27 protein-coding genes and 1 pseudogene are annotated in these 26,993 nt (G+C 71.8%); 13 read left to right on the forward strand and 15 right to left on the reverse strand.

Going from position 1 to position 26,993, the window contains the following annotated elements:
* Window positions 1-39: 39 nt before the first annotated feature.
* Together AB0O21_RS20185 and AB0O21_RS20190 are read left to right on the forward strand one after the other, a co-directional pair.
* On the forward strand, window positions 40-1,023 hold the full coding sequence (locus tag AB0O21_RS20185; protein WP_365172498.1) for a YihY/virulence factor BrkB family protein: 984 nt from the start codon (window positions 40-42) through the stop codon (window positions 1,021-1,023).
* Window positions 1,024-1,034: 11 nt separating this feature from the next.
* Window positions 1,035-1,334, forward strand: coding sequence for a hypothetical protein (locus tag AB0O21_RS20190; RefSeq protein WP_365172499.1), 300 nt, complete (start codon window positions 1,035-1,037; stop codon window positions 1,332-1,334).
* Between the two features lie 100 nt (window positions 1,335-1,434).
* Here AB0O21_RS20190 and AB0O21_RS20195 read toward each other — a convergent pair whose 3' ends face one another.
* A complete protein-coding gene (locus AB0O21_RS20195) occupies window positions 1,435-2,673 on the reverse strand; it encodes a D-alanyl-D-alanine carboxypeptidase (RefSeq protein WP_365172500.1) in 1,239 nt (412 codons plus the stop codon).
* A gap of 121 nt (window positions 2,674-2,794) precedes the next feature.
* Here AB0O21_RS20195 and AB0O21_RS20200 point away from each other — a divergent pair, with 121 nt between their 5' ends.
* From AB0O21_RS20200 to AB0O21_RS20210, 3 genes are all read left to right on the forward strand, one after another.
* The gene (locus tag AB0O21_RS20200) at window positions 2,795-3,067 is read left to right on the forward strand and encodes a hypothetical protein (protein WP_365172501.1); all 273 of its coding nucleotides are present in this window, start codon (window positions 2,795-2,797) and stop codon (window positions 3,065-3,067) included.
* Entirely contained in the window at window positions 3,064-4,449 is a 1,386-nt protein-coding gene (locus tag AB0O21_RS20205) for a metallophosphoesterase (RefSeq protein WP_365172502.1), read from the forward strand. Before AB0O21_RS20200 ends, AB0O21_RS20205 begins: the two co-directional genes overlap by 4 nt.
* Before the next feature lie 140 nt (window positions 4,450-4,589).
* On the forward strand, window positions 4,590-6,146 hold the full coding sequence (locus tag AB0O21_RS20210; protein WP_365172503.1) for an ABC transporter substrate-binding protein: 1,557 nt from the start codon (window positions 4,590-4,592) through the stop codon (window positions 6,144-6,146).
* Here AB0O21_RS20210 and AB0O21_RS20215 read toward each other — a convergent pair.
* The 6 genes from AB0O21_RS20215 to AB0O21_RS20240 all read right to left on the reverse strand — a co-directional run bounded on the left by AB0O21_RS20215 (window position 6,143) and on the right by AB0O21_RS20240 (window position 10,470).
* Entirely contained in the window at window positions 6,143-6,877 is a 735-nt protein-coding gene (locus tag AB0O21_RS20215) for a TetR family transcriptional regulator (RefSeq protein WP_365172504.1), read from the reverse strand. The two genes, AB0O21_RS20210 and AB0O21_RS20215, sit on opposite strands and share 4 nt — an antisense overlap.
* Before the next feature lie 11 nt (window positions 6,878-6,888).
* Entirely contained in the window at window positions 6,889-7,326 is a 438-nt protein-coding gene (locus AB0O21_RS20220; protein WP_365172505.1) for a DCC1-like thiol-disulfide oxidoreductase family protein, read from the reverse strand.
* A 3-nt stretch (window positions 7,327-7,329) separates the two neighbouring features.
* Window positions 7,330-7,734: a hypothetical protein gene (locus tag AB0O21_RS20225; RefSeq protein ID WP_365172506.1), complete on the reverse strand. Its 405-nt coding sequence runs from the start codon at window positions 7,732-7,734 to the stop codon at window positions 7,330-7,332.
* A gap of 91 nt (window positions 7,735-7,825) precedes the next feature.
* Window positions 7,826-8,581, reverse strand: a complete 756-nt coding sequence (locus AB0O21_RS20230; protein WP_365172507.1) for an alpha/beta fold hydrolase — start codon at window positions 8,579-8,581, stop codon at window positions 7,826-7,828.
* 42 nt (window positions 8,582-8,623) lie between these two features.
* A complete protein-coding gene (locus tag AB0O21_RS20235) occupies window positions 8,624-9,760 on the reverse strand; it encodes a serine hydrolase domain-containing protein (RefSeq protein ID WP_365172508.1) in 1,137 nt (378 codons plus the stop codon).
* 95 nt (window positions 9,761-9,855) lie between these two features.
* Entirely contained in the window at window positions 9,856-10,470 is a 615-nt protein-coding gene (locus AB0O21_RS20240; RefSeq protein WP_365172509.1) for a helix-turn-helix domain-containing protein, read from the reverse strand.
* Between the two features lie 39 nt (window positions 10,471-10,509).
* Here AB0O21_RS20240 and AB0O21_RS20245 point away from each other — a divergent pair, with 39 nt between their 5' ends.
* The gene (locus AB0O21_RS20245; RefSeq protein ID WP_365172510.1) at window positions 10,510-10,842 is read left to right on the forward strand and encodes a rhodanese-like domain-containing protein; all 333 of its coding nucleotides are present in this window, start codon (window positions 10,510-10,512) and stop codon (window positions 10,840-10,842) included.
* A 154-nt stretch (window positions 10,843-10,996) separates the two neighbouring features.
* Here the strand turns inward: AB0O21_RS20245 and AB0O21_RS20250 are convergent, their stop codons facing one another.
* From AB0O21_RS20250 to AB0O21_RS20270, 5 genes are all read right to left on the reverse strand, one after another.
* Entirely contained in the window at window positions 10,997-11,764 is a 768-nt protein-coding gene (locus tag AB0O21_RS20250; protein WP_365172511.1) for a succinate dehydrogenase iron-sulfur subunit, read from the reverse strand.
* A complete protein-coding gene (sdhA, locus tag AB0O21_RS20255) occupies window positions 11,764-13,518 on the reverse strand; it encodes a succinate dehydrogenase flavoprotein subunit (protein WP_365172512.1) in 1,755 nt (584 codons plus the stop codon). Before sdhA ends, AB0O21_RS20250 begins: the two co-directional genes overlap by 1 nt.
* A 23-nt stretch (window positions 13,519-13,541) precedes the next feature.
* Window positions 13,542-14,021, reverse strand: a complete 480-nt coding sequence (locus AB0O21_RS20260) for a succinate dehydrogenase hydrophobic membrane anchor subunit (protein ID WP_365172513.1) — start codon at window positions 14,019-14,021, stop codon at window positions 13,542-13,544.
* A 5-nt stretch (window positions 14,022-14,026) separates the two neighbouring features.
* On the reverse strand, window positions 14,027-14,407 hold the full coding sequence (sdhC, locus tag AB0O21_RS20265) for a succinate dehydrogenase, cytochrome b556 subunit (RefSeq protein ID WP_365172514.1): 381 nt from the start codon (window positions 14,405-14,407) through the stop codon (window positions 14,027-14,029).
* A gap of 152 nt (window positions 14,408-14,559) precedes the next feature.
* The gene (locus AB0O21_RS20270) at window positions 14,560-15,126 is read right to left on the reverse strand and encodes a 2-oxo-4-hydroxy-4-carboxy-5-ureidoimidazoline decarboxylase (protein WP_365172557.1); all 567 of its coding nucleotides are present in this window, start codon (window positions 15,124-15,126) and stop codon (window positions 14,560-14,562) included.
* A 389-nt stretch (window positions 15,127-15,515) separates the two neighbouring features.
* Between AB0O21_RS20270 and AB0O21_RS20275 the strand changes: the two genes are divergently transcribed.
* Window positions 15,516-16,256, forward strand: coding sequence for an RNA polymerase sigma factor (locus tag AB0O21_RS20275; protein ID WP_365172558.1), 741 nt, complete (start codon window positions 15,516-15,518; stop codon window positions 16,254-16,256).
* On the forward strand, window positions 16,256-17,278 hold the full coding sequence (locus AB0O21_RS20280) for a hypothetical protein (RefSeq protein WP_365172515.1): 1,023 nt from the start codon (window positions 16,256-16,258) through the stop codon (window positions 17,276-17,278). Before AB0O21_RS20275 ends, AB0O21_RS20280 begins: the two co-directional genes overlap by 1 nt.
* A gap of 242 nt (window positions 17,279-17,520) precedes the next feature.
* Here the strand turns inward: AB0O21_RS20280 and AB0O21_RS20285 are convergent, their stop codons facing one another.
* Entirely contained in the window at window positions 17,521-18,399 is an 879-nt protein-coding gene (locus AB0O21_RS20285) for a L,D-transpeptidase family protein (RefSeq protein ID WP_365172516.1), read from the reverse strand.
* Between the two features lie 366 nt (window positions 18,400-18,765).
* Between AB0O21_RS20285 and AB0O21_RS20290 the strand changes: the two genes are divergently transcribed.
* Both AB0O21_RS20290 and leuE read left to right on the forward strand, forming a co-directional pair.
* Window positions 18,766-20,349: a methylmalonyl-CoA mutase family protein gene (locus AB0O21_RS20290; RefSeq protein WP_365172517.1), complete on the forward strand. Its 1,584-nt coding sequence runs from the start codon at window positions 18,766-18,768 to the stop codon at window positions 20,347-20,349.
* A gap of 45 nt (window positions 20,350-20,394) precedes the next feature.
* Window positions 20,395-21,045 carry a leucine efflux protein LeuE gene (gene leuE, locus AB0O21_RS20295; protein WP_365172518.1) on the forward strand — a complete coding sequence of 217 codons (651 nt, stop codon included), beginning with the start codon at window positions 20,395-20,397 and terminating at the stop codon, window positions 21,043-21,045.
* An 11-nt stretch (window positions 21,046-21,056) separates the two neighbouring features.
* Here leuE and AB0O21_RS20300 read toward each other — a convergent pair whose 3' ends face one another.
* Together AB0O21_RS20300 and AB0O21_RS20305 are read right to left on the reverse strand one after the other, a co-directional pair.
* On the reverse strand, window positions 21,057-22,403 hold the full coding sequence (locus tag AB0O21_RS20300; protein ID WP_365172519.1) for a polysialyltransferase family glycosyltransferase: 1,347 nt from the start codon (window positions 22,401-22,403) through the stop codon (window positions 21,057-21,059).
* Window positions 22,403-23,383 (reverse strand): glycosyltransferase family 2 protein, encoded by a 981-nt coding sequence (locus tag AB0O21_RS20305; protein ID WP_365172520.1) that lies wholly within the window; start codon window positions 23,381-23,383, stop codon window positions 22,403-22,405. The genes AB0O21_RS20300 and AB0O21_RS20305 overlap by 1 nt, the downstream gene beginning before the upstream one ends.
* A gap of 176 nt (window positions 23,384-23,559) precedes the next feature.
* On the opposite strand from AB0O21_RS20305, the gene AB0O21_RS20310 reads away from it, so the two are divergent.
* The 3 genes and pseudogenes from AB0O21_RS20310 to AB0O21_RS20320 all read left to right on the forward strand — a co-directional run bounded on the left by AB0O21_RS20310 (window position 23,560) and on the right by AB0O21_RS20320 (window position 26,981).
* The gene (locus tag AB0O21_RS20310) at window positions 23,560-25,344 is read left to right on the forward strand and encodes a DUF6716 putative glycosyltransferase (RefSeq protein WP_365172521.1); all 1,785 of its coding nucleotides are present in this window, start codon (window positions 23,560-23,562) and stop codon (window positions 25,342-25,344) included.
* Window positions 25,341-25,727: pseudogene (locus tag AB0O21_RS20315) on the forward strand (NTP transferase domain-containing protein); the annotation flags it as partial. The gene AB0O21_RS20310 and the pseudogene AB0O21_RS20315, both read left to right, overlap by 4 nt.
* Before the next feature lie 339 nt (window positions 25,728-26,066).
* A complete protein-coding gene (locus AB0O21_RS20320; RefSeq protein WP_365172559.1) occupies window positions 26,067-26,981 on the forward strand; it encodes an N-acetylneuraminate synthase family protein in 915 nt (304 codons plus the stop codon).
* The last annotated feature ends 12 nt before the right edge of the window (window positions 26,982-26,993 follow it).

Consider the following 26,993-nt stretch of genomic DNA (forward strand, 5'->3'; position numbering starts at 1 on the left):
AATCCCGGCTATTTCCGTCAGCTCATTTACGGTGACCGTATGGACTGGCTGACGAAGATTCCGGTGATCGGGCCACTCGCGGCCCGTCTGATGCGGACGCACGCGTGGCGTTCGTACCAACGACTCGACCGTGTGCACTGGAGCCGGCTCGCCGCCGCGATCACCTTCATCAGCTTCCTCGCGCTCTTCCCGCTGATCACCGTGGCCGCCGCGATCGGCGCCGCGCTGCTCAGCGACGAGCAGTTGGACCGGCTGGAGAAGAACCTCGCCGAACAGGTTCCCGGCATCTCCGACCAGCTCGACATCGACGGGCTCGTCGCGAACGCGGGCACGGTCGGCCTCGTCGCCGGCGCGCTGCTCCTCTTCACCGGCATCGGCTGGGTGGGATCGATGCGGGACTGCCTGCGCGCGGTGTGGGAGAAGGACGACGAGGACCTGGGGAACCCCATCGTCCGCAAGGGCAAGGACGGGCTGGTCCTCCTCGGCCTCGGCGGGGTGGGCCTGGCCTCCGCCGCGGCCTCGATCTTCGGGTCCAGCGCGGTCGGCAAGACCGCCGAGTGGCTGGGCATCCCGCAGAGCGGCGTCGGCGGCGGGCTGCTGCGGGGCGCCGGCTTCGGTGTGGGCGTCGTGGCGGCCTTCCTGCTGCTGCTCTACCTGCTGACCCTGCTGCCCGGCGTCGAGCCGCCGCGCCGCCGCCTGATCGAGGCGGCCCTCATCGGCGCGGTCGGCTTCGAGCTGCTGAAGCTGCTGCTGAGCGGCTACATGCGGGAGGTCGCCGCGAAGAGCATGTACGGGGCCTTCGGCACGCCGATCGCCCTGCTGCTGTGGATCAACTTCACGGCGAAGCTGCTGCTGTTCGTGGCCTCCTGGACGGCCACCCGCGACGACGAGGACGGCGACGGCGCGGAGGATCCGGCCGAAGATCCCGGCGAGGGTGCGGCGGAGGCCGCGCCAGAGCCCTCCGGAAATACCGGGGAACGCTCGAAACCCCAGGTGAGAGGCGCTGCCGACTCGTTCGAGTGAAGCCAGGGCTCATGTCCGCTGCACGCCGTTCGCGCACGCTCCTCACCACGACCGCCGCCGCCGTTCTCCTCACCATCGGCGGGGCCGGCCTCGCGGCCCCGGCGAGCGCCACCGACGCCGCCCGTCCGGTCGCCGCGAGGGAGAGCCGGGCCGCCAACTTCTACGCCGGCGGGGTCTGGTACCTCTACCAGACCAACGCCACGGTGCGGGTGGACCTGACGCAGGACGCGAGCGGGCGCCTCTCCGGCACCACCGTCGACCTGACCGACCCGAGCAGCCAGGCCACCTGGTTCACCGAGCGCACCTTCTGACCGGACGGCCGCAGACCCCCGCGGCGTGGGACGCGCGTCTTGGGGGCCTGCGCCGCGGGGGTCTGCGCCGCGGGGGTCTGCGCGTCCGGTGGCCGCGGCCCTACACCAGGTCCTCGCCCCGCCCCCGGCGGCCGCGCGGCCAGCGGCGGTTGACGACGTAGGCGCCGCCCGCCAGGACCGCCAGGGCGCCGCCCGCCACGCCGAGCGCGGTGCCGATGCCGCCCGAGCCCGCGCCGGCCGCCGACGGATTGTTCTCGTGCGACTGGGCCGGTGAGCCGTGGGAGGAGGTGTCGGCGCTCTTCGGCGGCACCAGTTCACCCACCGGCCTGACCTTGCCGGCCGCCGCGAAGCCCCAGTCGAGGAGCGAGGCGGTCTGCTTGTACACCTCGTTCGACGCGCCGTCGGGGTTCATGACGGTGACCAGCAGCTTCCGCGAACCCTGCTGCGCGGCGCCGGTGAAGGTGGCCCCGGCCATCGAGGTGTTGCCGTTCTTCACCCCGGCGATCCCCTTGTACGGGGCGATCCCGTCCGCGCCCGTCATGAGCCGGTTGGTGTTCTGGATCTCGAAGTACTCGCGCGGCTTCCCGGCCTCCTGCCTGCCGGGGAACTTCGCCTCGGCCGTCCCGCAGTACTCCCGGAAGTCCTGCTTCTGCAGCCCGGAGCGGGCGATCAGGGTGAGGTCGTACGCGCTCGACACCTGCTCCGGGGCGTCGTACCCGTCCGGGGACACCACGTGGGTGTCCAGCGCCTGGAGCTCCTCGGCGTGCGCCTGCATGTCCTTGACGGTTTTGTCGATGCCGCCGTTCATGGCCGAAAGCACGTGCACGGCGTCGTTGCCCGACTTGAGGAACACCCCGAGCCACAGGTCGTGGACGGAGTACTCGTGCTCCTCCTTCACCCCGACCATGCTGCTGCCCGGGCCGACGCCCTCCATGTCCTCGTAGGTGACCTTGTGGACCTGTTCCTTGGGCAGGCTCGGCAGCACGGTGTCCGCGAAGAGCATCTTCATCGTGGAGGCCGGCGGGAGCCGCCAGTGCGCGTTGTGCGCCGCGAGGACCTCGCCGGACTCGGCGTCCGCCACGATCCAGGACCGGCCCGAGAGGTTCCCGGGCAGCGCGGGCGCGCCGGGCAGCAGATTGACCTGCGTCCCCGGCTGGCCGAGCTGCGTCCCGCCGACCGTGGACATCGACGCGGGCGGGGCCGGGGCCTGCCGGGCCTTGGCGGGCCTGCCCTTCCCGTCGGCCGGCGGGGACGGCGCGCCGTGCGCGGGGGCCGCGAGCATCGCCGGGACGAGCAGCGCGGGGATAAGGACCGTCAGCGCGGTCTTCTTGGCGGACACGCAGGTGAAAGTACATCCCGATGAGCTGATCGTCGCCACGGACCGGCCAATTCGGCGCAAGCTCCGCCGGGACAGCCCACCCCGGCGCGTCCGTCCTGGGGAAGAATCCGATACTGAGGGCATGAAACTCAGCCGTACCGCCTCCTGGTTCCTGCTCGCCTTCGGAGTGTGGAGCTGGTTCATCTGGGTGTCTTTCGTCCGGAACCTGTGGAAGAACGGCAGTGGCCTGGCGTTTGATGCGGCCGGTGACCCCACGTCCTACTTCTGGGTCCACCTGACGCTCGCGGTGACGTCCTTCCTCCTGGGGACGGCCGTCGGTGTGATCGGGTTGCGCGGGGTCCGGGCACTGCGGCGCGCATCGCGCGAGGGAACGGACGAGGGCCACTCCGCATGAAGATCGTGATGTTCGCGCTGGTCGCCCTGGCGGTCCTCGCCCTCCTGGTACTGGTCCACCGCTGGCTCTGGATCCGGCTGGTGCGCGACACCACGGTCGCCGGCGGCCTGCCCCGGCGGATCGGCACGGTCCTCGTCATCGCCCTGCCGCTCCTCTCTGTGGCCGCCCTCACCACGGGCCGCGGCGGCGCCCCCTTCTGGCTCCAGCAGACGGTGGCCTGGCCGGGGTTCCTCTGGCTCGCGGTGCTCCTGTACCTGACCCTGACGATGCTGGTCGCGGAGCCGATCCGCGCGCTGTTGCTCCGCCGTCTGGCCCAGGGGGCCACCTCGGGGGAGGCACGGGGCTCCACCCCGGACCCCGCACCGGGGTCGCCGGCGGGGCTGAATGGTGCCGCCGCCGAGTCGCCCGGGCAGGGCGCGGCCCTGGCAGCCACCCCGGCGGGCCCTGCCGCGCGCACTGCGGAGCACCCCGCGGAGGGCCCGGCCGCCAGCGGCGTGCCGGGGCCGCAGGGCCGTACCTCCCCCGCCGAGCCCGCCGCAGGCGACACGGCCGAACTGCTGGACCGCCGGAGGTTCGTCGCGCGGGCGATCGGCGGGGCGGCCGCCGCCGTGGCCGTCGCGACGGTCGGGAACGGGGCGTACGGAGTCCTGCGCGGTCCGAGCGTGCGGCGGGTCCGGGTCCCCCTGGCCAAACTGCCCCGTGCGGCACACGGGTTCCGGATCGCCGTCGTCAGCGACGTCCACCTCGGTCCGATCCTCGGCCGCGCCCACACCCAGCGGATCGTCGACACCGTCAACCGCACCCAGCCCGACCTGATCGCCATCGTCGGCGACCTCGTCGACGGTGACGTCGACGACCTCGGGCCCGCCGCCGAGCCGCTGCGGCGGCTGGCCGCGCGCCAGGGCGCGTACTTCGTCACCGGGAACCACGAGTACTTCTCCGGCGCCCGGCAGTGGGTGGACCACGTCCGCGAGCTCGGCCTGACCCCCTTGGAGAACGCCCGCCGGTCCCTGCCGTACTTCGACCTCGCCGGCGTGAACGACATCGCGGGCGAGAGCGAGGGGGAGGGCCCCGACTTCAAGGCGGCCCTCGGCGACCGCGACCGGGCGCGGGCCGCCGTGCTCCTCGCGCACCAGCCCGTGGTCATCCACGACGCCGTCCGGCACGGCGTCGACCTCCAGCTCTCCGGCCACACCCACGGCGGCCAGCTCTGGCCCGGCAACTACCTCGCCGAGCTCGCCAACCCCACCGTGGCCGGCCTGGAGCGCTACGGGGACACCCAGCTGTACGTGTCCCGCGGGGCGGGGGCCTGGGGGCCCCCGGTCCGGGTGGGCGCGCCCTCCGACATCACGGTGGTCGAACTCGCCTCATATCAGGCCTGACCCTCACCAACCGGCAGCGAACCACGTCCGATCGGTCACAACGGCGCCTTCCGGTGGCTGAAATTCCGTGATGGGATGGCCGGTATCCGGTAATCGGACAGTGGGGTTCTGTCTCCGGATACAGGGGTGGGGTTCGCGGGATGCCGTCTGTCGGCTCGAAGATCATCGTGGCCGGGCTGGTCCTCGGCGCGGCCGGAGTGGGCGCCTGGCAGCTGGTGCCCTGGGAGGGCGGCGACCGGGGCGCCATCCGGGTCGGCACCAGCGACGTCGTCTCCGCCCTCGACCCCGCCGGGGCGTACGACGCCGGCTCCTGGGCCCTGTACAGCAACGTCTACCAGTCGCTGCTGACCATCAAGCCCGGCGCCGACACCCCCGTGCCGGACGCCGCCTCCTCGTGCCAGTTCATCGGCCAGAAGCTCACCACGTACCAGTGCGAGCTCCGGCCGGACGTGGCGTTCTCGAACGGCCGCCAGATCACCGCCGAGGACGTCAAGCACTCCTTCGACCGGATCAAGGCGATCAACTCCGACCAGGGCCCGGCGCCGCTCTTCAACACCCTGGAGTCGGTCAAGGCAGAGGGCCGCACGGTCACCTTCAACCTCTCGGCCCGCGACGCCACCTTCCCCTTCAAGATCGCGACGGGCGCCGCCTCCATCGTCGACAAGGACAAGTACCCGGCGAAGGCGCTGCGCGAGGACGGCAAGGTCGACGGCTCCGGCCCGTACAGGCTCGGCGCGTACAAGGCCGGCACCAGCGCCGAGCTGCTGCCCAACGACGCGTACGCGGGCCAGGCCAAACGCGCCCGCGCCGCCGTCACCGTCAGGTACTACGGGGGCTCCGCGCAGCTCGACAAGGCGTGGAACGCCCGAGAGATCGAGGTGGCCCACCGGGAGATGCCGCCCGCCGTGCTCGCCGCCCTCAACCCGGGCATGAAGGACACCCGCTACCAGGCCTCCGGCGGCACCGAGACCCGCTCCCTGGTCTTCAACGTCCGACCCGGCTCGCCCGCCGCGCCGCTCGCCGTCCGCCAGGCCGTCGCCGCCGTGCTCGACCGGCCCAAGCTGGCCACCGAGGTCTACTCGGGCACCGTCACCCCGCTGTACTCCCTCGTCCCGGCCGGCGTCGCGGGCCACAGCACGCCGTTCTTCGACGCCTATCCGACGCCGAGCGGCGCGACCGGGAAGAAGCTGCTCAAGGACGCCGGGATCGCCACGCCCGTCGCCCTCGGCCTCGGCGTCAACGTGCGCGGCGCGAACCTCCCCGAGGCCGAGGAGCTCAAGCGCCAGCTGGAAGCCACCGGCCTGTTCCAGCTGACGATCAAGCCGGTCGAGAAGTGGGGCGACTTCCAGAAGGCGTACGCGGCCGGGGAGTTCGACGCCTACGCGATCGGGTGGATCGCCGACTTCCCGGACGCGGACAACTTCCTCGCCCCGCTCGTCGGCGCCGACTCCTCCATGAACAACGGCTTCTCCGACCACCGCGTCGACGACCTGATCACCCGTACGCAGTCCCACTCGGACCGGTCCGCCGCGGCCGCCGACTTCCGCGAGCTCCAGAAGGCCGTCGCCCAGCAGGCCCCGATGGTGCCGATCTGGCAGAAGAAGGACTACGTGATGTCCCGCGACTCCGTCACCGGAACCCAGTACCTCTCCGACGGCACCGGGGTCTGGCGCCTGTGGGAGCTGAACTGGCTCTAAGGGGCTTCCGGGTCGGGGTCCGAGGCCCGCTTGCGGGCCCCCGCCGTCGCCGTCTGCGCCATCCCGGGCAGGAAGTCCGCGAACAGCTCGTGCACTTCGCGCACCAGCGGCCGCAGCACCCGGAACCGGGCCAGCACGATGCCCCGCGTGGTGAGCTGCGCGCCGCGCTCGGCGAGCCGGCGGGTCTTCTCGCTGTTCGGCGAACGGTCGAAGACCCAGTAGAGGACCAGGCCCATCTGCGCGAGCCACATCAGCTCGGGCAGTACGTCGGCCAGTTCGGCCGGCACCTTGGTCTTCGCGCCGGCCAGTACCTCGCGGTGGATGCTGATCGCCGCCTGCCGCGCGGCCTCCGACTCCGGGGAGAAGGGGCTGAGCGGACTCTCCGGGTCCGCGGCGTTCTTGAAGAACTGGGAGGCGAACTCGTGGTAGGGGGCCGCGATGTCCATCCAGGTCGTCAACACGCCCGCGTACCGCTTCTGCAGATCGGTCTCGCTGTCCAGGATGGGCCGGACCGCTGCCTGGTGTGCCGCGCCGATCCGGTCGTAGAACCCCTGGACCAGGTGTTCCTTCGATTCGAAGTAGTAGTAGGCGTTGCCGACCGAGACACCGGCCTCCTTCGCGATACCCCGCATCGTCGTCTTGTCGAAGCCGCGCTCCTGGAAGAGCCGGAGCGCGGTTTCGAGGATGAGCGTGCGGGTCTGCTCGCTCTTGGGAGCCTTCTGATCAGTCACGGTGGATGAGCCTATCGGGGGACGGGGCAATGGTCGTCACAGGCTGGTCCCTCCGACTCCGTCTCGTTGTCCGTACCGCCCTCCGTCCGTACCGCCTGCCGCCATGCGGAGGCCGTGTACATGGCGGCCCGGGCGAAGGGCCGGCCGGCCGCAGTGGCCAGCCAGTTGGCCCGGGGCCGGTGCTCGGTCAGCGCCCACAGGCAGACGATGAAGGCGTCCGTCCCGGTCCACACCTGCCCCGAGTCCCCGACGACGGTGATCTCGCGGAGGGTGGAGGCGTGGTCGAGCTCCGGGAACCGCCGCCGCGCCTCGAAGGACGCGGCGGGGATCAGCCGTAGCGGGACCAGCCAGTGCTGCCCGAGCAGCCAGTGCCGGATGTGCACGCAGAGCGGGCAGTCGGCGTCGTAGAGCACGGTCAGGTGGTGGACCGCACGCCCCGGCGCGGCCACCGGTCAGGCCCCGGCCGGCGCGGTCCACCCCTGCGGGGGGAGCGGCGGGATCTGCTGGCCCTCCATGATGCCCCGGCGGCGCATCTTGTTGAGCACCCACACGTTGCCGAGGTGCATGACCCCGAGCACCAGCAGGACGACGCCGAGCTTGACCGACAGCGCCTCGAAGAGGCCGCGGGCCTCGGTGATCTCATCGGCCGAGCGCAGGTAGAGGGTCACGAAGCCGATGTTCACGAGGTAGAAGCCGACCACGAGGAGCTGGTTGACCGCGTCGGCGAGCTTCTCGTTCCCCGCGAGGACGTCGCCTATGAAGACGCGCCCGTTGCGGCTGAGCGTGCGGGCCACCCAGACGGTGAGGCCGATGCTGATGAGCAGGTAGATGACGTACGCGACCACGGTGAGGTCCATAGCCCTCAGCCCCCTTGAACGTGTTCAACTTGTTGGCAGGACTGACTGTAGGCCGTTTTTTGAACAAGTTCAAGCGAAGTGGCGGGGGTCTTCAGGAGCGGAGGAAGTCCACGATCAGCCGGGTCGTCTCCGCCGGGCGCTCCAGTGACGGCAGGTGCCCCGCCCAGGGCAGTTCCAGGTGCCGCGCCCCCGGGACGAGCGCGGGGATCTCGGCGGCGATGCGGCGGAAGTCCGGATGGTCGTGGGCGCCGCCGACGGCGAGGACGGGGGCGGTCACGGCCGACAGCTCCACCGGGGCCTCGGGGAGCTCGTGGCTCTCGGTGACGGCCAGGCCGGTCTCGAAGTTCCGCAGCTGCATGGCCCGTACGAGGGCGTGCGCGTCGGCGTCGGCGTCCGGGCCGAGCCAGGTGCGGGCGTTCAGCCCGGCCGCGCCGGCCAGGTCGCCCGCGTCGAGCAGGGCGTCCTCGGCCGCCCCGAACGCCCGCAGCTCCGCGCTCGGCTCGTGGCCGGGCCGGCCCGCGCAGAGCAGCAGCAGCGAGGTCACCCGCTCCGGGTGCAGCGCGGCCACCTGCAGCGCGATCCGGCCGCCGTAGGAGCTCCCGACCAGGGCCGCCCGGCGCACGCCGAGGTGGTCGAGCAGCTCCCGTACGTCGCCGTGGTCGCTGTACGGCGCTTCGGCGGCGGGGGAGTCCCCGCAGGTCCGGAAGTCCGGCCGGATCACCCGGAACCCGGCCTCGGCCAGGGGTCGCCACTGGGGGTCCCACATCCGCCGGTCGCAGACGGAGGAGTGCAGCAGGACGACGGCGGGCCCGCTCTCGGGGCCGTCCACATCATGAGAAAGGATCATGCACCGATCCTCACCGACGGGGACCCGCATCCGCCAGGGGCGTCAGAGACCCGCGGTCACCAGCTCGGTGATGTGACCGCGCAGCCAGGTGTAGTTCCTGGTGGTCGGTACGAGGGAGTAGACGACGGTGCGCGCACCGTGCTCGGTGGCGAACATCCCGTTCGTGGACCGGCCCATGGAGCCCGTCTTGCCCCAGACCACGGTCCCGTTGATCTCGCTGCGCATCAGGCCGGCCATGCTGAACCGGTCCTTGTCCTTGTCCACGCCCACCGAGAGTGCCGGCATGACGAACAACTGCCGCTGCTCGGCGGGCCGCAGCAGCCGGCCGCGCATCAGGGCGGTCATGAAGCGCTCCAGGTCCGGGGCGTTGGAGATCATGCCGCCCTCGGCCCAGGCCCACGGGGGGATCTCGCTCGGGTCGGCCAGCACCGGGCCGGGGATCGTGGGGTCGCCGGCCTGCGGGGAGTAGGTGTGGCGCAGGCCGAGCGGGCGGGCGATCCGCCGCTGCACCTCGTCGGCGTAGGAGCGGCCGGTGGCCTTCTCGATCACCATGCCGAGGAGGAAGTAGTTGACGCCGTTGTACTGCTGCGTGCGGACGGGGGACTGGGGCGCCGCGCACTTCGGGTCGGTCCAGTGGGAGACGACCTGCGCCGGGGTCGGGGGCGCCTGGAGCCCCTTCAAGTCCACGCAGGGCTCCTGGAAGCCGCTGGTGTGGCTCATCAGCTGCCCCACGGTGATCGGGTCCCAGTGTGCGGGCAGGGTCCCGGGGAGGATCTCCTGCACCGGGGTGTCGATGGTGAAGCGGCCCTCGCCGATCAGCTGGAGAACGATGGTGGAGGTGAACACCTTGGTGATGCTGCCGATGCGGAAGTTCGCCTCCGGGTCCTGCGAGAGCGGCCCGGTGGCCTCGGTCCACCGCACGCCCGAGCCGCCCAGCCGGACCATGGTCCCGGCCACCTCGCTGCGAGGGGCCATCAGCCTGGTCAGCTCGGCGATGTCGGGTGCCTGGGGGCCGCGGAAGGTGGCGGTCGCGGGGGCGGGGGTGCGCTCGGCGGCCGACGCCGAGGCGGGCAGGGCGCCGACGGCCAGGGCGGCGACGGCCGCGCCGGCGGCCACCAGGGTGGTCCAACGGGCCTTGCGGGCGGAGGAGTTCGTACGCTGCGAGGTGGGGTTCGTCATGTCTGTAAGTCTGCTGTGAGCAAGATCCACAGGCCATGGGTGACGACCCCCACCCGACCCTGACCCGCCCCTGAGGGCGGCCCCGGCCCCGCCCCCTAGGTCCCCGCCCCCGCGCCCTGCGCGAGTCGGCGTACGCCCTCCCGGAGGCGGTGCTCGCCCAACTCCGGCAGTACGGCCGCGACGTGCTCACCCGCCAGGGCTGCCAGCAGGGCGTGCGCGGCGTGCTCCGGGTCCGGGGTGCCGGCGAGCAGGATCGAGGCGTGCCGGTGCCAGAAGCGGTAGGCGCCGATGCGGTAGCGGGCGCCCGGGGCGGCCGTCTCCGAGACCCGTACGAGGTCCAGGTGCTCCAGCAGGTAGTCGAGGTAGGCGTCGGCGAAGGCGACGAGCCGGTCCGCCGCCGGCGCCCCGGGGCCCAGCGGCGGCGGGCCGGAGAGGATCGCCTCCTGCAGTAGTCGTTCCCGCGCGTCCAGCAGCGCGGTTGCCAGCCCCGACTTGTCGCCGAAGCGGCGGAACAGTGTCCCCTTGCCGACCCCGGCCGCCTTGGCGATCTGGTCCATCGAGACGGCCTCCACGCCGTGCTCGGCGAACAGGGCGGCGGCGGCCTCCAGTACGGCGGCCCGGTTGCGGGCGGCGTCGGCGCGTTCCTTCGGTGCCTTCGCGGGCGGGGTGATTGCGTAAACGGACTGCGGTCCGCTAATGTCTCGATCCACAACCGGACTATAGTCCGTTTTCCTTGGGAGGGCATGGCAATGACGGCACTCATCACCCGTGACGAACTGAAGCAGGCCATCGCGGAGGGCTCGGTGACCGTGCTCGACACGCTGGGCGGCGACTACTACGCCCAGCAGCACCTGCCCGGGGCCGTGGAGCTCGTACGGGCGGACGTCGACGACCGGGCACCCGACCTGCTCCCCGACCTCGACGCCGCGATCGTGACCTACTGCTCCAACCCCGGCTGCGCCAACAGCGGCCAGGTGGCCGACCGGCTGACCGCCCTCGGCTACACGAACGTCCGCAAGTACCGCGAGGGCATCCAGGACTGGGTCGAGGCGGGCCTGCCGACCGAGCCCGCGGCCGCCTGATACGACGAAGGCCCCGGCCCCCACGGACAAGATCCGTAGGGGCCGGGGCCTTGACGTCCACCTCGGCCGAAGCCGACGGACGGAGTCCGGCGCAGCGCCTCGAAGCGCGGGAGGCCCGCCAGGGCCGAGCGCTGCGAGAGGCGCGTCAAGAAGGCTAGAAGCGGCGCGTGATCAGCGCACGCTTGACTTCCTGGATCGCCTTCGTGACCTCGATGCCACGCGGGCACGCGTCGGTGCAGTTGAAGGTCGTGCGGCAGCGCCACACGCCGTCCTTGTCGTTCAGGATCTCCAGCCGCTGCTCGCCGGCCTCGTCACGCGAGTCGAAGATGAAGCGGTGCGCGTTGACGATCGCCGCCGGGCCGAAGTACTGGCCGTCGTTCCAGAACACCGGGCACGAGGACGTGCACGCGGCGCACAGGATGCACTTGGTGGTGTCGTCGAAGCGCTCGCGGTCCTCGGCGGACTGCAGGCGCTCGCGCGTCGGCTCGTTGCCCTTGGTGACCAGGAACGGCATGACGTCCCGGTACGCCTGGAAGAAGGGCTCCATGTCGACGACGAGGTCCTTCATCACCGTGAGGCCCTTGATGGCCTCGACGGTGATCGGCTTCTCCGGGTTGATGTCCTTGATCAGCGTCTTGCAGGCGAGCCTGTTCTTGCCGTTGATCCGCATCGCGTCGGAGCCGCAGATGCCGTGCGCGCACGAGCGACGGAAGGTGAGCGTGCCGTCGAGGTCCCACTTGATCTTGTGGAGACCGTCGAGCACGCGCTCCTTCGGGTCGATCTCGACCTGGAAGTCCTGCCAGGTCGACTCGTCCGAGATCTCCGGGTTGAAGCGGCGGATCCGGAACGTGACCGTGATGAAGGGCGAAGCCGCGGCCGCGGCCTCCATCGTGTCCGTCTTGCTCAGGGTCGGGGTGCCCATCAGTACTTACGCTCCATCGGCTGGTAGCGGGTGACGACGACGGGCTTGTAGTCCAGCCGGACGGAGTCCTTGCCGTCGTCGCCTACCTCGCGGTACGCCATGGTGTGGCGCATGAAGTTGACGTCGTCGCGGTTCGGGTAGTCCTCGCGGTAGTGACCGCCGCGGGACTCCTTGCGCGCCAGCGCGGACACGGCCATGACCTCGGCCAGGTCGAGCAGGTTGCCCAGCTCGATGGCCTCCAGCAGGTCCGTGTTGAAGCGCTTGCCCTTGTCCTGGACGGACACGTTCTTGTAGCGCTCGCGCAGCTCGGCGATCTTCTCGACCGCGGTCTTGATGGTCTGCTCCGTACGGAACACCATCACGCACGCGTCCATCGTCTCCTGGAGCTCCAGGCGCAGGTCGGCGACCCGCTCCTTGCCCGTGGAGTTGCGCAGGCGCTCGACCAGCTCGACGACCTGCTCCGCCGGGTTCTCCGGCAGCTCGACGTAGTCGTTGGCGTGGGCGTACGCGGCGGCCGCGATGCCCGAGCGCTTGCCGAAGACGTTGATGTCCAGCAGCGAGTTGGTGCCCAGGCGGTTCGCGCCGTGCACCGACACGCACGCGACCTCGCCGGCCGCGTACAGGCCCGGGACGACGGTGGTGTTGTCCGCCAGGACCTCACCCTCGACGTTGGTCGGGATGCCGCCCATGGCGTAGTGCGCGGTGGGCTGGATCGGGATCGGGTCCGTGTACGGCTCGATGCCCAGGTAGGTGCGCGCGAACTCGGTGATGTCCGGGAGCTTCGCGTCGAGCTGCTCCGGCGGCAGGTGCGTCAGGTCCAGGTACACGTGGTCGCCGGCCGGACCGCAGCCGCGGCCCTCGCGGATCTCCGTGTAGATGGAGCGCGAGACGACGTCACGGGACGCGAGGTCCTTCATGACCGGCGCGTACTTCTCCATGAAGCGCTCGCCGTCCTTGTTGCGGAGGATGCCGCCCTCACCGCGGGCGCCCTCCGTCAGCAGGATGCCCATGCGCCAGATGCCCGTCGGGTGGAACTGGAAGAACTCCATGTCCTCCAGCGGCAGGCCGCGGCGGTAGCAGGCCGCCTGGCCGTCACCCGTGAGGGTGTGCGCGTTGGAGGTCACCTTGAAGAACTTGCCGGTGCCGCCGGAGGCGTAGATGACGGCCTTGGCCTGGAACACGTGGATCTCGCCGGTGGCGAGCTCGTACGCGACCACACCGGCCGACTTCTTGACGCCGTCCTCCTCGACCAGGAGCTGGTCCAGGACGTAGAACTCGTTGAAGAACTCCACGCCCTCCTTGACGCAGTTCTGGTACAGCGTCTGGAGGATCATGTGGCCCGTGCGGTCCGCGGCATAGCAGGACCGGCGGACCGGCGCCTCGCCGTGGTTGCGGGAGTGGCCGCCGAAGCGGCGCTGGTCGATGGTGCCGTCCGGGGTGCGGTTGAACGGCAGGCCCATCTTCTCGAGGTCGAGGACCGCGTCGATGGCCTCCTTCGCCAGGATCTCGGCGGCGTCCTGGTCGACCAGGTAGTCACCGCCCTTGACCGTGTCGAAGGTGTGCCACTCCCAGTTGTCGTCCTCCACGTTGGCCAGCGCGGCGGCCATGCCGCCCTGCGCGGCGCCCGTGTGGGAGCGGGTGGGGTAGAGCTTCGTCAGCACGGCGGTGCGGCTGCGCTTCGTCGACTCGATGGCGGCGCGCATGCCCGCGCCACCCGCGCCGACGATGACGGTGTCGTACTTGTGGATCTTCATTTGGTTCGCCTCAGCCCCGTTGCCTAGCGGATGTTCGGGTCGAAGGTGAAGATCACCAGCGTGCCCAGAAGGATGGTGAACACCGTGGCGGTGTAGAGCAGGCCCTTCAGCCACAGCCGCGTGTTGGCGCGCTCCGCGTAGTCGTTGATGACGGTACGCAGACCGTTGGCGCCGTGCAGCATCGCCAGCCACAGCATCAGCAGGTCCCAGACCTGCCAGAACGGGGACGCCCAGCGGCCGGCCACGAAGGCGAAGCCGATCTTGGAAACGCCGCCGTCGAGCACCAGCTGGATCAGCAGGTGGCCGATGACCAGGACGACGAGGACGATGCCCGAGAGGCGCATGAAGAGCCACGCGGCCATCTCGAAGTTGCCGCGGGTCGAGCGCGGGGTCTTGCCGGTGCGCTTGCGCGGGGCCTCGATGTACGGCGCCGGGTTGTCGACGTCGTAGAGGGAGACGCCCTCCACGTCGCTGACCTGAGCGGAAGAAGTGTCAGAAGACATGCGTGTCACTTCCCGAACAGTTCGAGGTACGCGTGGTTCAGGACGGGGTACACGGCCCCGGCCATCAGCACGAGCCAGACGCTCATGACGGTCCAGAGCATCTGCTTCTGGTAGCGCGGGCCCTTGGACCAGAAGTCCACGGCGATGACACGGAGACCGTTGAGCGCGTGGAACAGGATGGCGGCGACGAGGCCGTATTCCAGCAGCGCGACGATCGGAGTCTTGTAGGTAGCCACGACATCGTCGTACGCCTCGGGGGAGACGCGGACGAGTGCGGTGTCGAGGACGTGTACGAACAGGAAGAAGAAAATGAGGACGCCGGTGACTCGATGAGCCACCCAGGACCACATTCCTTCCCGGCCGCGGTACAACGTTCCAGCCGGCACGGAAAACCCTCCGGAAGCGGGGCGGGGGCCAGCCGGCTTCTTTGTCGGTCGGGCCCGGCCGGGTACGGTCCACCGGCCCCGGACATCGTAGCGACGCTTTGTCGGTTCCCTCGCCCGGGGGTCATCGGTGTGATCAAACAGCCACGGACGGACTATCCCACAGGGGCGAATAGCCCGAATTCGGCCGTAGCTACCCCATCCGCCGAGGTCAGTCGGCGTGTCAGCTCGGCCAGCCGGGTCCGCGCCACCCGCCTCAGCTCGTCCGCGGAGATCGAGCGCTCCTCGTCCACCTCGTGCCCCATCCGGCGGCGGATCGCGGCGAGCAGGTGGGCCGCCTGCTCCTCCGGCGGGTGCTCGTCGAGGCTGATCACGAAGGCGTGCCCGAACTTGCGCTCGTACTCGGCGTGGGCCGCGTCGAGGGCCAGCAGCGCGGCGTACGGGGCCCCGTTCTCGAGTTCCGCCGAGCACTCGACGGCCAGAGCCTCCGTCAGGTCCGCCTGCGAGAGGTCGTACGAGGCCTCGTCGGCGGCGGCGAGCAGGGCGCCGGCGTCGGGGTACGGGCGGTGGGCGGCCACCCGGTGCGCCCAGCGCCGGCTCCCGCAGCAGTGCAGCAGGACGGCCTGGGCGGCGTCGGGGGAGAGGGCGTTGAACCGCGCCAGTCCGGAGCCGTGGGAAGGGTCGGAGCAGCCGCGGGCCTGTGCCGGAAGGTGGCTGGACAGCGGGGGGCTCCTCGGGGCGCGACGCGGGTGTTCCGCCACGCTATCGACGAGAAGGCGGGTGTGTCGTACCCATTCGAGGTTTTCACCCGGAAGTGAGCCGAAAGGATGACGTGGGCGGCGTGAGTGACGCCGAGGGAGGGGCCGGACCGGTGCCGGAGAGTGGAGGACGACCGGGGCCGCCACCCCCCACAGGAGAGGCCCCGGTCGCCATCCGTCACGGACTCGTGCGACAAGCCCGTACCCCTGTCAGCGCCGCGAGTGCGTTTTGTGTCACACCTCGCTCCGCGCAGGAATGGTTGCAGGTTGTACAACTCGTGGACGAGGGGTGCGGAAACCCGTAACGTGCTGATTTGCGCCACACGTACAGGACGTTGAACGGGTTGGGGACTTTGCTGGGGGACGACGCGGAGCTGACCGCCGCGGTGCTCGCGGCACAGGACGGCGACGAGAACGCGTTCCGTGCTGTGTACCGCGCCGTGCACCCACGCCTGCTCGGATACGTACGCACGCTCGTCGGGGACGGCGACGCGGAAGACGTGACGTCCGAGGCCTGGCTGCAGATCGCCCGCGACCTCGACTCCTTCACCGGCGACGCCGACCGCTTCCGCGGCTGGGCCGCCCGCATCGCCCGCAACCGGGCCCTCGACCACATCCGGATGCGCGGCCGCCGCCCCGCCATCGGCGGCGACGAGACCGAGCTGACCGGATGGGCCGCGGAGTGCGACACCGCCTCCGCCGCGATGGAGTCCCTCTCCACCGGCTCGACCATGGCCCTGATCGCCCAGCTCCCCCAGGACCAGGCGGAGGCCGTCGTCCTGCGCGTCGTGGTCGGCCTCGACGCCAAGAGCGCGGCCGAGACCCTGGGCAAGCGACCCGGCGCCGTGCGCACCGCCGCGCACCGGGGTCTGAAGAAGCTCGCCGAACTGCTCGGCGCACAGGACGGGGAGGGCGGCCTGCCTCCCGGCTCGGAGCTCGGCGTTCCGGTCGGCCATAATGCCGGTGGCCGGCCACGGGACGGCGGGGGCGGCAGGGATCTCGACGCCGTTCCCGCGCAGCGGGGCCGCAACGGGGGCCTCGTGGAACAAACCGGTGTGACGCATTCACGTTGGCGGACGCAGAAGGACATGTGATGGCCGACGAGCGCGACAGGCGGTGGCTGGACGAAGCCGCCGCGGAGAAACTGCTGCGCGGTGAACCGCTGGAAGCCGTGGGCCCGGACGCCGGCCCCCGCGCCCACGCCGAAGCCGCCCGGCTGCGCGCCGCGCTCGATTCCCTGGCCCGGCCGCAGTCACCGCCCCGCGCACGCTCCGGTGAGGACGCCGCGGTGGCCGCCTTCCGGTCGGCGCGCGGCGCCGCGCGTCCGGCGGCCGGCCTGCCGGGCACGGTGCCTCACGCCGAACCCCTGGTGGAAATCGGCCACGCCGCCACCGCCGCCACCCCGCCCTCGCCCGCCTTCCGGCGGGGCCGCGCGGTGCGCTTCGGCCTGGCGGCCGCCCTGGCGAGCGTCACCGTCGGCGGTCTGGCCGCCGCGGCCGCCATGGGACTGCTGGGCCAGGACCGGTACGACGCGGCGGGACCCGGGCCGGCGATGTCCGTGAGCGTCGACGGGGACCCGGCGAAGGGCGCCGGCAGCGGCGCCCCGACCCTCGCCCCGCAGACCCGGCCCACCCCGCACCGGGGCGACGGCGCGGTCCCCGGGACGACTTCGGGCGCGACGCAGCCGCCGGGCGCGGGCGGGCACACCTCGCCCGGGGGCGCGGCCACCGGCGGATCCGCCCCGGGCACCTCCGCCACCGGCGGCCCGGACCGGGGTACCCGGGACACCCGGGAGGGCGAGGTCGGCGGCGGGAGCGGGACCCGGGAGACCTCGGGCGTCGGCGGCGATGCCAAGGACAGGGAGGGCCAGGACCTCCGGCTCAAGGCCGTGGACCTGTGCAAGGACTACCGGGCGGGCCGCCTCACCGTCGAGCGCCGCGAGCGGCTCTCGCTCCTGGCCCGCGGGACCACCCGGATCCCGGACTACTGCGAGTCGCTCCTGAGCGGGGTCCCCATCGGCGGCCAGCGCGGGGATTCGGGCACGGGGGGCGGGCAGCCGAGCGCCCGGATCCTGACTCCGGCGAGCCCCGGCGGCGCCCTGCTCGGCGTGCGCTGACCGGTCTGCGAACCCGTCTGCGACCGGCCTCCGGCCATCAGCTGAAACGCGTGCCGATCTGCCTGTAACACTTTTCGAGCCGCCGGCGCAGTACATAACGAGCCGACTGGTCATCGGCCGCGCATGAGCCGGGGTTCCCCCCGTACCCCTGGGCTCTGCGCAACCGGCGCGGGCGGGGCACGTTCCCCCGGCCCTGCCCGCGCCCTCTACTTCATGACCGAACCGGCCGGATCAGCCGGGACTCACCAGTAGACGACGACCTTGTCGCCGACCTGGACCTCTCCGAACAGCGTCGCCAGCTTGCCCTTGTCGCGGACGTTCACGCAGCCGTGCGAGGCGCCGGCGTAGCCGCGGGCCGCGAAGTCGGCCGAGTAGTGCACCGCCTGGCCGCCGCTGAAGAACATCGAGTACGGCATGGGCGTGTGGTAGAGCGTCGACACCCAGTCCTTCTCCTTGCGGTCCACCTTGAACACGCCCTCACGGGTCGGGGTGTTCTCCGAACCGAAGCGCACGTCCAGCGTGGAGATGACCTTTCCGTCGATCATCCAGGCGAGCGTGCGGCTCTCCTTGCTGATGCACATCACCCGGCCCGTCATACAGCGCGGGTCCGGAGCGTCGACCTCATTGACGGTCGGCGGGCGCAGCTCGTCGGCGGTGGGCTTCTTCGTCGCCTTCTGGATCTTCTTCCAGGTTTCCTCGTCGACCGAACCGCTGGCGGTCAGGCCGTTCTTCGACTGGAAGGACTTGACCGCGGCGGTCGTCTTCGAGCCGTAGAAGCCGGTCGGCGCGACCGACATCAGCTTGAGCTGCTTCAGGCGTGCCTGGAGCTCGCGCACCTGCTCGCTGTCGTCCCCGTTGGCCATGACGGCCTTCACGGTGGGCGAGGCGGACGGCGAGGGCGAAGCGGAAGCGGAAGCGGACGCGGAGGGCGACGGCGAGGCCTCGCCCGGCTTGTTGTCCGTGGAAGGCGAGGTTTCGGGAGTTGCGCCCGCCGTGGGCGAGGAGGAGGCCGGAGAAGCGGAGCCTGCCGACTCAGACTTCTGCGGCCCGCAGGCGGTCGCGGCGAGCGCGACGGCGGTGGCGATCCCGAGCGTGCGGATTATGACTCTCTGGCGGTGCATGATGCAGTCCCCCGATTTCTACGTCGTATATGTAGGTGATGCCTCGCGTGCGTGGAGAGTTGCACTGGGCCGAGGGATGTTGCGCCATTGTGACCAGGAGCCGTCCGCCGCCTTTTGAGGACATTCGCGGGAGGTGTTGTATCAGTCCCGGAGCCGGCGGCTCTACCTCAGGCCTTGCGTCGTACGTCACCCCAGGGGGCAAGGGGAGGGGGGAAGCGGAGCCGTGTGCGCCGCTTGTGATGGCTCATCAATATGCATATATGAGGACTTGAATTCCACCCCGACCTCACGGGACAAAACGCCGCGGCGAGCCCGTGAGCAGCGAACATGTGCGGGAAAGGCGAGCGCACTTCAAGGAGGGCTGCGGTGACGGCGCACACGGAGAGCGGAATCCCCATCGAACCGGTCTACGGTCCCGGCGACCTGACGGGATGGGACCCGGCGGAGGCACTCGGAGAACCCGGCGGTTTCCCGTACACAAGGGGCGTTTACCCCACCATGTACACCGGCCGGCCGTGGACGATGCGGCAGTACGCCGGCTTCGGCACGGCAGCCGAGTCCAACGCCCGCTACCGGCAGCTCATCGCGGGCGGCGGAACCGGCCTGTCCGTGGCCTTCGACCTGCCGACCCAGATGGGGCACGACTCCGACGCCCCGCTCGCGCACGGCGAAGTGGGCAAGGTCGGCGTCGCCGTCGACTCCGTCGACGACATGCGGGTCCTGTTCGACGGGATCCCCCTCGACCGGGTCTCCACCTCGATGACGATCAACGCGCCCGCCGCGCTGCTCCTGCTGCTCTACCAACTCGTGGCGGAGGAACAGGGCATCTCGGGCGCACAGCTGACGGGCACCGTCCAGAACGACGTCCTGAAGGAGTACATCGCCCGCGGGACGTACATCTTCCCGCCCGGGCCCTCGCTGCGGCTGACCGCCGACACCTTCCGCTACTGCCGGGCCGAGATCCCCAAGTGGAACACCATTTCCATCTCCGGCTACCACATGGCCGAAGCGGGGGCCTCGCCCGCGCAGGAGGTGGCCTTCACGCTCGCCGACGGGATCGCGTACGTCCGTACGGCCCTGGCGGCCGGGATGGCCGTGGACGAGTTCGCGCCCCGGCTCTCCTTCTTCTTCGTCGCCCGCACCACCCTGCTCGAGGAAGTCGCGAAGTTCCGTGCGGCCCGGCGGATCTGGGCCCGCGTCATGCGCGATGAGTTCGGGGCCCGGGACCCGAAGTCGCTGATGCTGCGCTTCCACACCCAGACGGCCGGCGTCCAGCTGACCGCGCAGCAGCCCGAGCTGAACCTCGTGCGCGTGGCCGTGCAGGCGCTGGCCGCCGTGCTCGGCGGCACGCAGTCGCTGCACACCAACTCCTTCGACGAGGCCATCGCGCTGCCGACGGAGAAGTCGGCCCGCCTCGCGCTGCGCACCCAGCAGGTGCTCGCGTACGAAACGGACGTGCCGCACACGGTGGACCCCTTCGCCGGGTCGTACGCGGTGGAGCGGATGACGGACGAGCTGGAGGCGGCGGCGCTCGCGCTGATGCGCCGGGTCGAGGACCAGGGCGGGGCGGTCGCAGCCATCGAGAACGGCTTCCAGAAGAACGAGATCGAGAAGAACGCCTACCGCATCGCGCAGGAGACCGAGAGCGGGCAGCGCGTGGTGGTCGGGGTCAACCGCTTCGCGCTGGAGCGGGAGGAGCCGTACGAGCCGCTGCGCGTGGACCCGGCGATCGAGGCGCGGCAGTGCGAGGCACTCTCCCGGCTGCGGGCGGAGCGGGACGGGGCGGCGGTCGCGGCGGCGCTCGCGGCCCTGCGGGAGGCGGCGGGCGGGACGGAGAACGTGCTCTACCCGATGAAGGAGGCGCTGCGGGCCAGGGCCACCGTGGGGGAGGTGTGCGGGGCGCTGCGGGAGGTGTGGGGGACGTACGAACCGGTCGATTCCACCTGGTGAAATGGACTGGACCGACAGGTGCAACCCTATGGGACACTCCTGCACATGCTGGGTGTGACAGATCTTCCGACCTATCTCGCCGGCCTGGTGCTGATCATTCTGCTGCCGGGCCCGAACTCCCTCTACGTGCTGTCCGTGGCCGCCCGCCGCGGGGTCCGCACCGGTTACAAGGCCGCCGCCGGTGTGTTCACCGGCGACGCCGTGCTGATGGCGCTGACCGCGCTGGGCGCCGGGGCGCTGCTCCAGGCGAGCCCGCTGGCCTTCACCGTGGTCAAGTTCCTCGGCGCCGGGTACCTGGCGTGGCTGGCCGTGGGCATGATGCGCGGCGCGTGGGCCCTGTGGCGCACGCGCGCGGAGCGGGCCGAGGCGCAGGCCCCGGCCCCCGTCGAGGCGGGCGAGCACGAGCGGCCCTACCGGCGGGCGCTGCTGATCAGCCTGCTCAACCCGAAGGCCATCCTCTTCCTGATGTCCTTCTTCGTGCAGTTCGTGGACCCGTCCTACGCCTACCCGGCCCTGTCGTTCCTGCTCCTGGGCGCCCTGCTGCAGACCGGCAGCTTCCTCTACCTGACGCTGCTGATATTCGGCGGCACCCGGCTGTCGGCCGCCTTCCGCCGCCGCAAGCGGCTGTCGGCCGGGGCGACCTCGGCGGCGGGTGTCCTGTTCCTCGGCTTCGCGGCGAAGCTCGCGACCGGCTGAGGGCGTCCGCGTCAGCCCAGCAGCCGGCGCACCCGCCGGGCCACCCGCCGCACCGTCCGGCTCCTCGGCAGGAACGACAGCTGGGCGGGGATCCCGCCCGGCAGGCCCAGGCCGGTCAGCCGGCGGCGGGTGAAGTACCGCCAGGTGCGGGGGGTCAGGTGCCGGGCCAGGTAGGCCTCGGCGGCCGGCCGGCGCGCGGCGAGGATCTGCGGCTGCATCGTGAACCCGACGGCCGTCAGCAGCCCGGCCGTCTCCTCGCGCACCCGCTCGGGCTCCGGCGGCGTCCAGGCGCGCACCGCCTCCGCGTCCGCGAGGTCCGGGAGCAGGGCGTCCACCAGGGCGAGCGGCACGCGGTTGCTGTTCGGGTACGGGGTCAGGCGGGCCAGTATGGCGTCCGTGCCGGTGCGGGCCACCGGAAGCCCGTACAGGGTGGTGGCGGTCAGCAGCCCGGTGGAGAAGCAGCCGACGACCAGCGCGGGGCGCAGCCGCTGGTAGAGGGCCTCGGCCAGCACCGGGGTGTCGAGCACGGTCAGCCGGGCGCCGAGCCGCTCGGCCTCCGCCTCCGCGCGGCGCGAGTAGGCGGCCGGGGCGCTGGGGTGCGGCTTGAAGACCAGCTCGGTGTGGCCCAGCGCGTGCGCGCCGCGGACCATCGAGACGTGCAGCTCCTCCTCCTCGTCCGGGCTCATCAGGTCGAGCGCGGAGAGGTACTGGCCCAGGAGCAGCGCGGGAGGTTCCCCCGCCCCGCCTTCCAAGGGCGCGGGCAGCTCCGCCGGTTCCGCCAGCTCGGCCAGCACCTTCTGGAAGGCCTCCGTCGGCACCAGCTCGGCCCGGGCCCCGAACTCCGTCAGCAGCAGCGGCTCCAGCCCCGGCACGAGGTCCAGGTGGAGCACCCGCCGGACGCGCATCCCGAGCTGCGGGTCGAGCCGGAAGCGCGTGGGTCCGTAACTCATCAGCCCGTCGGCGTAGACGTCGACGGCCGCGCCGGGGAAGATCCGGCACAGGGTCTGCGCGGGCGGTACCTGGAGGGACTCCACGATCAGCTCGACGCGGTCCTCGCCCAGCCCCCACAGGGTGCGCAGCTGCCGCTCCCACAGCGGGACGTCCTCCGGGCGCGGGGCCCAGGTGCTCGGGTGCTGCGGTTCGATGACGCGGTTCCAGTCGAGCACCTCGTCGAAGCGCGAGCGCAGGGCGGCGAAGCCCGGCATGTCCGCGACCCCGGGGGCGACCTCGGCGGCGACGGCGTGGTTGCTGGTCAGCAGGATCCGCCGGCCGACGGGCGGGAAGGAGCCGGCGTCGATGCCCGCGGCGAGGGTGGCGGCGCCGTAGAGGGTGGAGGCCAGGAAGAGCTGCGTGGGCATCAGGCGGCCGCCCCCGAGAGGGTGCGGCGGCCGCCGCGCAGGCGGCGCAGGACGGTGGAGCGTTCGGCGTCCATCGAGTCGAGGACCCGGTCCAGTACGTCCTGGGGCATGCGTCCGAGCGCGGCCGCGCTCATCGAACGGAGTTTCTTGGCCACGGCCGGTTCGAACCTTTCGATGGAACCGAAATGGTGCGCGATAATGGCGCAATATGTTCGTACGGCTTTCGGGAGCAAAAGATCGGATTCCCGGTCCTTGTGCACGTCCGAGAGCACTTCGTCGAATGCCTTGATGAAATCGAGCTGCCGTTCGTCCTTGATCTGCGTCAAAGAGGTGGAAACCCCGCGCCGGTAGAAGATTCCCGGCAGTCCGACCGCGGCGAAGGACTCCGCCTCCCGGTGCAGCCGCCAGATCCACGGCCGGTCCTCCGCCGTCCGCAGCCCGTCGGTGAACCGCAGCAGACCGCTGTCCAGCAGCCGCCGGTGGTACATCCCGGCCCAGGCGTACGGATAGTCCACCGAGGTCGCCCGGTCGGCTGGCAGGATCGCGCTCCGCGGATCGGCGACGACCCCCTGCGGTCCGTACGGAACCCGCTGCACGCTGCGGGTCCTCCCCGTGCACTTGACGTGGTCGGTACGGATGAAATCGCAGTTCAGGGCCTCGATGGCGGCCAGCATCCGGGCCAGGTGGCCGGGGGCCAGCCAGTCGTCCCCGTCCAGGAAGGCGAGGTACTCGCCGCGGGCCGCGTCCAGTCCGGTGTTGCGCGCGGTGGCCAGGCCGCCGTTCCGCTCGTGTCTGAGGTGCACGGCCCCGGGCAGTTCGCGCGCCGCCCGCTCCAGCAGGCCGGGCGTCCCGTCCGTGGAGCAGTCGTCGACCAGGACGAACTCGAAATCGTCCCGGGCGTTGAGGGCGAGGCTTTTCAGGGCATCCGGTGCATATGTCTGCACGTTGTAGAACGGCACGACGACAGAGAGCTTGGGCACCAGCGAGACATTAGGGTGGCGCCCGGCATTCATCATGGCCCCGACGCGTATTCCATGTGAACGACGCACGGCGGGCGCGTTAACCCGTCCGGTTTCGCATTCAGTCGACGCGTTGTTAACCCGCTGTTGTGCGTTCGTTGGGCCGATCACCGAAATCGCGGAATAGCTTCTGCGGCGTGTCGATCCGCAAACGCGTCGCCGTACTCGCCGATTCCGATACGCGATGGAAATGGGGCGCGCTCACCGCCCGCCGTCTCGTGCCCGACTCCGCCTCTGCCTCTGCCCCCGCCTCTGCCTCCGTATCCGATGCCGACCCCGGCCAGGGGATCGAGCTCAGTGGATACCTGCTGCGCGGCCGGGCCACCCCCACCGCGCGCCAGCTCGGCGAGGTGGGCGTGCGGGCCGACCGGCTGTCCGAGGTGACCTGCGCGGAGTTCCTCGCGGAGATCGAACGCGAACGGTACGACGTGGTCGTCCTCGCCCTCGTCGGCGGAGCCGTCCAGGCCGTCCTGCACGGGGCCCGCGCGCTGTGGCCGAGCCCGGCGGAGCGGCCCGTGTTCGTCACCGGCTACGTGGGCGTCGTGTACGAGAAGCTCGCCGACGGGCTGCTGCTGCGGCACGGGGCGGACCTCGTCCTCGCCAACTCCCGCCACGACGCCGAGCGGTTCCGGGCCGTGTACGAAGGCGTCGGCGCGGACGCCGACGCCGTCACCGAGACCGCGCTGCCCTTCCTCGGCGGGGCCCCGTACGAACCGGTCGGCAGCCGCGCGCACACCGTCGTCTTCGCCGTGCAGCCCTCCGTCCCCGACAGCCGCGCCGACCGCGCGTACCTGCTGGAACGGGCCGCCGGGCACGCGCGGCTGCACCCGGACCGCGAGGTGCTGATCAAGCTGCGCAGCCGCCCCGGGGAGCACACCACGCACCTGGAGGAGCAGCCCTACCAGCGCCTCGCGGACCGCATCCCGGGCGGGCTGCCGGCCAACTGCCGCCTCGTCTACGGGAACATGGGCGAGGTCCTGGACGGCACCGACCTGCTGGTCACCGTCTCCTCCACCGCCGCCCTCGAATCCCTGCACCGGGGCATCCCGACCGCCGTCCTCACCGACCTCGGCATCCGCGAAGCCCTCGGCAACCACCACTTCCTCGGCTCGGGCTGCCTGGCCTCCTGGGACCAGCTCGACGCCGGGCTGCTCCCGCAGGGCGACCCGGCCTGGCTGTCGGCCCAGGGCGTCCGCGGCCCGGCTGCGCCGAAGCTCCCCGAGCAGGCCCCTGCCGGTGCGGCGGTGCCGGTCACGCCGGCTTCGGCCGCGCCGACCGACGCCGCCTGGGCCTCGGCCGCCCCGGCCGCCCGCGCCCTGGCCGCCCCGGACCCCGCCGCGCGGATCCGCCCCTCCGCCGGAGGCGCGGCCGCCCAGGACGACACCGCCCCGGGCTCGGCCGTCCTGGCCCCCGCGACGCGGGCCGGCGCCCCGCAGGGCCGGACGGTGCCGGGTCCCTCCGCCGGAGGCGCGCCGCAGGCGTACCCCGCCGCCCGGGCCGACGCCCCGCAGGGGCCGACAGTGCAGGGCCCCTCCGCCGGAGGCGCCGCCGACGGGCAGGCCACCGACGCGCCGGGCTTCGCCGCAGGCGGGCCGGCAGGCGGGCCGGCAGGCGGGCCGACAGGCGACGACGCCTACGCCGCCGCGCGGGCCCGGCTCGAACGGCTGCTCGCAGAGCCGCGGCTGCCCGCCCTCGACCCGTACTACACCCTCACCACCGCCCCCGGGTACCTGCCCGGGATCCTCGCCCGGCAGCACCTCGGGCCCGACGGGATCCCGCTGCCCGGCGCGGTGCGGGAGGCGGCGGGGGAGTCCCGGCTGCGCCGCTGGATCCGCTCGCACCTGCGCGAGGCCGCCCGCGGGGCGTACCGGCACGGCGTGCAGCGCGTGGCCCCGGTGATCCGCCGGATGGGGGAGCTGTGAGCCCCCGCGTCCTCGCCGTCATCCCGGCGCGCGGCGGCTCCAAGGGCGTACCCGGGAAGAACACCGCCCCCGTCGGCGGGGTCCCCCTCGTGGCCCGGGCCATCGGCGCCTGCCGCTCCGCGCCCACCGTCACCGACGTGGTCGTCTCCACCGACTCCGACGCGATCGCCGCCGCCGCCCGCGCGGCCGGCGCCGATGTGATCGCCCGCCCCACCGCGATCTCCGGCGACACCGCGAGCAGCGAGGCCGCCGTCCTGCACGCCCTCGAAGCCTTCGAGGAGCTGCACTCCCTCAGCGTGGACGTGGTCCTCCTCGTCCAGTGCACCAGCCCCTTCCTGACCCCGCAGGAGGTGGAGTCCGTTGCCGCGGCCGTGGCCACGGGAGCCGCCGACTCGGCCATGACCGTCGCCCCGTTCCACGGCTTCCTCTGGCGCGCGGACCCCGACGGCTCCGGGAGCGGCGTCAACCACGACAAGGCGCACCGCCCCCGCCGCCAGGACCGCCCCCAGGACCTGCTGGAGACCGGCGCCGCCTACGCCATGGACGCCCCCGGCTTCCGCGCCGCCCGCCACCGCTTCTTCGGCCGGACCCTGCCCGTCGCCACCGACCCTGCCCGGGTCCTGGAGATCGACGACCCGCACGACCTGGCCCGCGCCCGCCTCCTCGCCCCCCTGTTCGACACACCCCCGCACACACCCCCGCACCGAAGGACGCCTCCTGCCATGACCACCTCCACCCTCGCCGACCCCCGCCACCGCACCTTCGGATCGCGCACCGCCGGCCCCGGCCGCCCGGTCTACGTCGTCGGCGAGATCGGCATCAACCACAACGGCGACCTCGGCAACGCCTTCGCCCTCATCGACGCCGCCGCCGAAGCCGGCTGCGACGCGGTCAAGTTCCAGAAGCGCACCCCGGAGATCTGCACCCCGCGCGACCAGTGGGACATCGAGCGCGACACCCCCTGGGGCCGGATGACGTACATCGACTACCGCCACAAGGTCGAGTTCGGCGAGACCGAGTACCGCGCCATCGACGAGCACTGCGCCAAGCGCGGCATCGACTGGTTCGCCTCCCCGTGGGACACCGAGGCCGTCGCCTTCCTGGAGAAGTTCGACGTACCCGCCCACAAGGTGGCCTCCGCCTCCCTCACCGACGACGAGCTGCTGCGCGCCCTCCGCGCCACCGGCCGCACCGTCGTCCTCTCCACCGGCATGTCCACCCCGAAGCAGATCCGCCACGCGGTGGAGGTGCTCGGCAGCGACAACATCCTGCTCTGCCACGCCACTTCCACGTACCCGGCCAAGGCCGAGGAGCTCAACCTCCGCGTCATCAACACCCTGCGCGAGGAGTACCCCAACGTCCCGATCGGCTACTCCGGCCACGAGACGGGCCTGCAGACCACCCTCGCCGCCGTCGCCCTCGGCGCCGCCTTCGTCGAGCGCCACATCACCCTCGACCGCGCGATGTGGGGCTCCGACCAGGCCGCCTCCGTCGAGCCCGGCGGCCTGACCCGCCTGGTCCGCGACATCCGCACCATCGAGACCGCCCTCGGCGACGGCGTCAAGCGGGTCTACGAGTCGGAGCTCGGCCCGATGAAGAAGCTCCGCCGCGTCCAGGGAGACCTGGCCGCCGTCTGACCTCCGGTCCGG

The sequence above is a fragment of the Streptomyces sp. NPDC091371 genome, from assembly GCF_040684275.1.
Lineage (GTDB): Bacteria > Actinomycetota > Actinomycetes > Streptomycetales > Streptomycetaceae > Streptomyces.